Below are 6,143 nucleotides of genomic sequence, written 5' to 3'. Positions count from 1 at the left end.
GCGGCAACACAGGTGCGCAAATGGGTGGTTGGTTCCGCAAAGAAATTAAATCGGTAGCTGACCTCAAAGGCTTGAAGTTCCGTATCGGCGGCTTCGGCGGCAAGGTGATGGAGCGTTTGGGCGTTGTGCCACAAAACATTCCTGGCGGCGACATTTACCCAGCCCTAGAAAAAGGCACCATCGACTCAGCTGAGTGGATTGGCCCCTATGACGATTTGAAATTGGGCTTCAGCAAGGTGGCGCCTTTCTACTACTACCCAGGTTTCTGGGAAGGTGGCCCACAGCTGGACTTCTTCATCAACGACAAAGCATTCAATGCCCTGTCGCCTGAGTACAAGGCCATCGTGGAAGCCGCTGCTGCCATGGCACACACCGACATGCAAGCTAAGTACGATGCTCGTAACCCCGCTGCATTGAAGCAGTTGGTTGGCTCTGGCACCAAGTTGCGCGAGTTCCCGAAAGACGTGATGGCTGCTGCCTTTAAAGAGGCGATGGCTTATTACAACGAGATCTCTGCCAAGAATGAAAACTGGAAAAAGGTCTATGCCGATTACTCCAAGTTCCGTGCTGAATCCAACTTGTGGTTCCAGTTCACTGAGATGAAGTTTGACCAGTTCATGCAAAAGCAAAAGCTGTAATTCAGCCTTTGCTTAAGCAGACAAAACCGCGCCTCGGCGCGGTTTTTTTTTAAAACTCACGAAACGCAGACAACTCTGCTTTCAGTCGAGCGCACTCTTGCTGCACATGTGGGCTGCTCACGTAGAACACGGCAAATTTACCCATCAAGGTGCGCACGTAAAAGCGCGGCGCCATCAACCACTCCAAGCCACGAATGCGGATGAGTTTGGCGTAGGCCAGTTCGTCGTAGCCCATGTGCTTGTCCCAAATCCAAGTTTGGTGAATGCCCGTGGCGTCCAAGCGGGAGCGGCTGAACATGACATGCCAAGTGGTCCACGCTAGCAAGCTCCAGCCCAAAATAAACCAACCCGCCGCGCGTAGGCCGTCAAGGCCTGTGTCGCCACCAAACTTGCCTTGTTGCCACAGGCTAAGCAGCCAATAGCCTGAACCCAGCAGCGTGGCCCAGGTGATGGCTTTGAACGCGCGCGAGAAAGCAGGACCCTCGATGCTGTCGGTGATGGGATGAAACACAAAAGGCTGTGGGCCCAGTGTGGCCAGCTGTGCGGCGGGTGAGTCGGAGTTTGAGGTTGGATCAGGTTTGGACATGGCGGGTGCTTTCTACTGGCAAGAAAAAGCCCCTCTCGGATGTGCCGGAGGGGCTGGTCGTGAGGACAAACTTTATTTCTTAAACAAGTCTTCCATGCGCTTTTGCTCTTCGGCAGCGCTTTCGCCTGCAGAGGGCTTGATGCCGTCGAGCTTGAGCTCGGCTTCAGGTACTTCTTGATCGGTTGGCATTTCGATGACCACTTTGTCGATATCAACCTTTTCTTCTTTGTCCAAGAACATGGTCACGGTCTCGGGCACGAAGATCACGATCACGACCAAGACCAACTGCATGATCACCCAAGGAATGGCGCCCATGTAGATGTCGTTGGACTTGACAGGTTTTTCAATGCGGCCTTCTTTAAATAGCGTGTCAGCAATGCCGCGCAGATAGAACAGCGCAAAGCCGAACGGCGGATGCATGAAGCTGGTTTGCATGTTGACGCACAGCAGCACGCCAAACCACACCATGTCAATGCCCATCTTCTCAGCAACGGGGCCAAGCATGGGCAAAATGATGAAGGCGATTTCAAAGAAGTCCAAGAAGAACGCCAAGAAGAAGATGAAGATGTTCACCACAATCAAAAAGCCCACTTGACCGCCTGGCAAACCAGTCAGCAAGTGCTCCACCCACTTGGCTCCGTCCACGCCTTGGAACACCATAGAGAACACGCGTGAACCGATCAAGATGAACACCACCATGGCTGTGAGGCGCATGGTGCTGTTCATGGCATCCCAAATCAGCTGTTTGCTCAGGCGGTTGTGTATGGCTGCCAAGATCAAGGCGCCCACGCAGCCCATCGCACCCGCTTCGGTGGGGGTGGCGATGGCCGTGTCAATGCCTGGCAAACCGCCCATCGAACCCAACACCGCAAAGATCAAGAAGGCTGACGGGATGATGCCGCGCAAGCACTTCATCCACAGGTGAAAACCGTCGGCCGTGCGGGCTTCTTTGGGAATGCCAGGCACGTGCTCAGGCTTGATGATGCTCAAGCCAAAGGTGTAGAGCGCAAAGATGGCAATCTGCAAGATGGAGGGGCCCCAAGCACCTTTGTACATATCGCCCACAGAGCGGCCGAGTTGGTCAGCCATCACCACCAGCACGAGTGACGGTGGCACCAACTGTGTGATGGTGCCTGAGGCAGCCAACACGCCTGTGGCGTAGCGCATGTTGTAGCCGTAGCGAATCATGACGGGCAGAGAGATCATGGCCATGGCAATCACTTGGCCAGCCACCGTACCGGTGATGGCGCCCAAGATGAAGCCCACAATGATGACCGAGTAGCCCAAGCCGCCGCGCACGGTGCCAAAGAGCTGGCCCATCGAATCGAGCATGTCTTCGGCGAGGCCGCACTTTTCAAGAATGGCGCCCATGAAGGTGAAGAAGGGGATGGCCAGCAACAAGTCGTTGCTAAGAATGCCAAAAATGTTCAATGGCAAGTTGGCCATGAAGCTGACGGGGAACCAGTCCATGCTGATGGCGAAGAGGCCACAAGCCAAGCCTAAGAACGACAGCGAGAACGCGACGGGGAAGCCAATCAACATTGTCAGCACAAGGCCAGCAAACATGATGGGTGCGAAGTTTTCCATTTGCATGATCATGAGTCCTTATTGCACTGGCTTTTCGTAGTGCGTGTCCATCTCAAACTTGCCTTGCAAGTAAGACACGCGCTTGATGATTTCACTCAAACCTTGCAGGAACATCCAAGCAAAGCCTACGGGGAGAAGAAGCATGGCGGGCCAACGAATCAGGCCACCTGCGTTGCTAGACATTTCGTTGGTTACCAACATCTTCAGGAACAAGGGAAAGCTCAACCACGCCAACATGCCCATCACAGGCAACAAGAACACGACCAAGCCAACCAAGTCCACATACACAGGACCCTTGCCCTTGAGCTTGCCGTATAACAAGTCCACGCGTACGTGCTCGTTGAGTTTGAGCACCACAGGTGCGCCCAACATCACGGTGGCTGCGAACAGGTACCACTGAATTTCGAGCCAGCCGTTTGAGCTGATATCGAAACCGTAACGAATAAATGCATTGCCTGCCGAGATCAAGGCTGCTGCTAAAACGCCAAATGCCGCCACGTGGCCAAATTGCACACTGATGCGGTCAACGCCTAATGCAAATTTAAGAAGTTTTGACACTGAGTACCTCCATTTTTTTGCCAACCCAAGATGGTAACAAGACTAAGTACCTGTCAGGCCTTGTTGGGTTGAAGATTTAAAGCGGTGTTTGAAAAAACTTCAAACGAGACAAAGGGTATTAACGGATTTTCTTGACGCGCGGAAAGGTCCACCAAGGCAGGCGTTTGCTAAGCGATTGCACTTCACCGCTGTGGTGGGCTTGATAGCCGGGCAATGCGTTCAGTGTTTTTTGCCAAATAGGATCTTGCAAAAATTGACATAGGGCTTGGGTAGCAGGTGTCTCGAGTGCGGACTTGAGGCACACCAAATGGAACTCTTCTTGCACCAGCGGCACAAAGCCAAGCCCTCGCGCACGGGCCGTGCTCTCGATACCCAAACCCACATCGCAGCGTCCCGAGGCAATAGCCTCGGCAAGCGCGGTGTGCGAGGGCTCTTCGTCGGGCCAGTTGTTCAGGTTTTGGATGCTGAGTTCAGCTTGCGCGAGCAAGTCGTCTAGCAACACGCGCGTCCCCGTGCCGGGGCTGCGTTGAACAAAGCGGGCTTGGGTCTTGACCACATCGGCCAAGCTCAGCAGTTGCTTGGGGTTGCCGGAGGCGGTGATAAGGCCTTGGGTGCGCGTGGCAAAGCCGATGATTTTGTGCAGACCGGGTTGCAGCAAATCGCGGTAGGCCTTGGCTGTGTATGAAGCATCGCTGGGTTGGCTTTGGGTATGAAACCCCGCTAAGGTACAACGTCCTTCGTTCAGGGCGCGAATGGCGTCCACGCTGCCGCAAAAGCGGATGTCCAAATGCAGGCCTGCGGTGGCCGCGTGTTCGCGCAAGCGAGGGAGTGCGTCATCGTGGCTGGCGTACAGGGTCAGCACATGGGCGGCGGGGTCAAAGGCCACAGCAAAGGTGCGCTCCAGGTCGGCGCGCAAAGCTTCGAGTTGGGGAGCCAGGCGGGCTTGGGTTTGGCGCTCTGCCCACATGAGCTTGCCACCAAACTCAGTGAGCTTGGCTGACTGCCCTTTTTCCCAAATGATGAGTTCGTGGCCCAGCACATCTTCCCAACGCTTGAGCTCGCCCCAAACGTGGCGGTAGGACAGATTGAGCTCGCGCGCAGCCGCCGAGATAGAGCCCTGTTGGTCTACGGCTTGAAGAAGGCCCATCAAGGGATGACGCAACAGAGCGGCCTCATTGTTGGAGGCGATGTCTGTGTCATCTCGGTGAGTGAGTGTGTAGTGAAGGCTGACGCTATGCACAGATTTACATATGGTGGGGTATTGAGTAGCTAAGTACGATAACTGAAGTTTTGATTGATTTATGACGACATTTACCAACACAGCCCTGACTGCGCTTGATCTACTGACTGAATTAGACCCCGTGCTTTGGTCCATCGTGGGCCGATCTTTGTGGGTGAGTGTGCTTGCCACGGTTCTGGCGTGCAGCATCGGTGTGGTGTTGGGCGCTTGGCTGGGGGTGGCAAGGTTTGCGGGACGCGATGCGTTGCTGACGGTGCTCAACACGTTGCTAGCGCTGCCCTCTGTGGTGGTGGGTTTGTTGGTGTATTTGATGTTGTCGCGCACGGGGCCATTGGGATCTTTGGGCTGGTTGTTCAGCCTCAAGGCCATGGTGTTGGCGCAAGCCATGTTGGTGCTGCCGGTGGTGACTGCCCTCACGCGCCAGTGCGTGGAAGATGCCGAGCGCAACCACGGCGAACAGTTGCAGTCGTTGGGTGCCAAACCTTGGTTGCGAAGTGTGTTGCTGGCCTGGGACGAACGCTATGCCTTGCTCACCGTGTTGATTGCGGCCTTCGGTCGTGCCATTTCAGAAGTAGGCGCGGTCATGGTGGTGGGCGGCAACATCGAAGGTTTCACGCGTGTGATGACCACCGCCATTGCGCTGGAAACCAGCAAGGGCGATTTGCCCTTGGCGTTGGCCTTGGGGCTGGTGCTGATGAGCGTGGTGCTGTTGCTCAACGTTTTGATTTCTGCGCTACGTCGCTGGCGACAACGTGTCGACGGTGCTGGTGCAGACCCCGTGCAAGGGGTGCTGGTATGAGCGCGGTGTTGAACTTGCAAGAAGTGTCTGTGCAGTTCGACACGCATTTGGCTTTGCATGGCATCAACTTGCAAATGAATGCTGGCGAACGTGTGGCCTTGGTGGGGGCAAATGGCTCTGGCAAAAGCACATTGCTGCGCGTGGCGCATGGTTTGCTAAAAGTGTCGACTGGCCGCGTGTTGACTTCGCCCGCAGTACACCAAGCCATGGTGTTTCAGCGACCACACATGCTGCGCACCTCGGTGCTGAGTTTTGTCGTGTGGGGTTTGTGGTTGCAAGGCACGCCTTGGCGCAAGGCGCAAGGGCGGGCAATGCAGGCGCTTGAGAGTGTGGGTTTGCAAGACATGGCCGAGCGTTCAGCACGCACCTTGTCGGGCGGCCAGCAACAGCGATTGGCCTTGGCTCGCGCATGGGCCTTAGAGCCGAATTTTGTCTTGTTGGATGAGCCCACTTCTAGCTTAGATCCGCATGCCAAACGCGAGGTTGAGCGCTTACTGGCCGAGTGGGTGGCGGCATCGAACGTGAGCCTGCTGTTCAGCAGCCACAACTTGGGCCAAGTCAAACGTTTGTCGACGCGGGTGATTTATTTGGAGGAAGGCCGCGTGTTGGCTGACCTGCCCGTAGAAGAGTTTTTCAATCGACCCTTGGGCGACAGTCACCCCGAGGCACATTTGTTTTTAAAGGGAGAGTTGGGATGACACGTCGTACACATTTGGTTTCATTGACTGGTTTTTT

General features: G+C 55.2%; 7 protein-coding genes. 3 read left to right on the top strand and 4 right to left on the bottom strand.

Annotated features, from left to right (window positions below; translation table 11 throughout):
* A partial coding sequence (locus ABWP81_RS03410) for a TRAP transporter substrate-binding protein (RefSeq protein ID WP_353139438.1) occupies window positions 1–638 on the top strand: 638 nt, incomplete at its 5' end.
* A 49-nt stretch (window positions 639–687) separates the two neighbouring features.
* Here ABWP81_RS03410 and ABWP81_RS03405 read toward each other — a convergent pair.
* The 4 genes from ABWP81_RS03405 to ABWP81_RS03390 form a co-directional block, all read right to left on the bottom strand.
* Window positions 688–1,224, bottom strand: coding sequence for a hypothetical protein (locus tag ABWP81_RS03405; RefSeq protein ID WP_353136209.1), 537 nt, complete (start codon window positions 1,222–1,224; stop codon window positions 688–690).
* 72 nt (window positions 1,225–1,296) lie between these two features.
* A complete protein-coding gene (locus ABWP81_RS03400; protein ID WP_353139435.1) occupies window positions 1,297–2,817 on the bottom strand; it encodes a TRAP transporter large permease in 1,521 nt (506 codons plus the stop codon).
* Between the two features lie 12 nt (window positions 2,818–2,829).
* Window positions 2,830–3,369 (bottom strand): TRAP transporter small permease subunit, encoded by a 540-nt coding sequence (locus ABWP81_RS03395; protein WP_353139432.1) that lies wholly within the window; start codon window positions 3,367–3,369, stop codon window positions 2,830–2,832.
* Window positions 3,370–3,487: 118 nt separating this feature from the next.
* On the bottom strand, window positions 3,488–4,609 hold the full coding sequence (locus ABWP81_RS03390; RefSeq protein ID WP_353139429.1) for a substrate-binding domain-containing protein: 1,122 nt from the start codon (window positions 4,607–4,609) through the stop codon (window positions 3,488–3,490).
* A 61-nt stretch (window positions 4,610–4,670) separates the two neighbouring features.
* Between ABWP81_RS03390 and ABWP81_RS03385 the strand changes: the two genes are divergently transcribed.
* Window positions 4,671–5,408, top strand: a complete 738-nt coding sequence (locus tag ABWP81_RS03385) for an ABC transporter permease (protein ID WP_353136200.1) — start codon at window positions 4,671–4,673, stop codon at window positions 5,406–5,408.
* Entirely contained in the window at window positions 5,405–6,106 is a 702-nt protein-coding gene (locus tag ABWP81_RS03380; RefSeq protein WP_353139426.1) for an ATP-binding cassette domain-containing protein, read from the top strand. The genes ABWP81_RS03385 and ABWP81_RS03380 overlap by 4 nt, the downstream gene beginning before the upstream one ends.
* Window positions 6,107–6,143: the final 37 nt, after the last annotated feature.

The organism is Limnohabitans sp., from assembly GCF_040401135.1.
GTDB lineage: Bacteria > Pseudomonadota > Gammaproteobacteria > Burkholderiales > Burkholderiaceae_C > Limnohabitans.
This window is presented reverse-complemented; position numbering and strand designations above follow the sequence as displayed.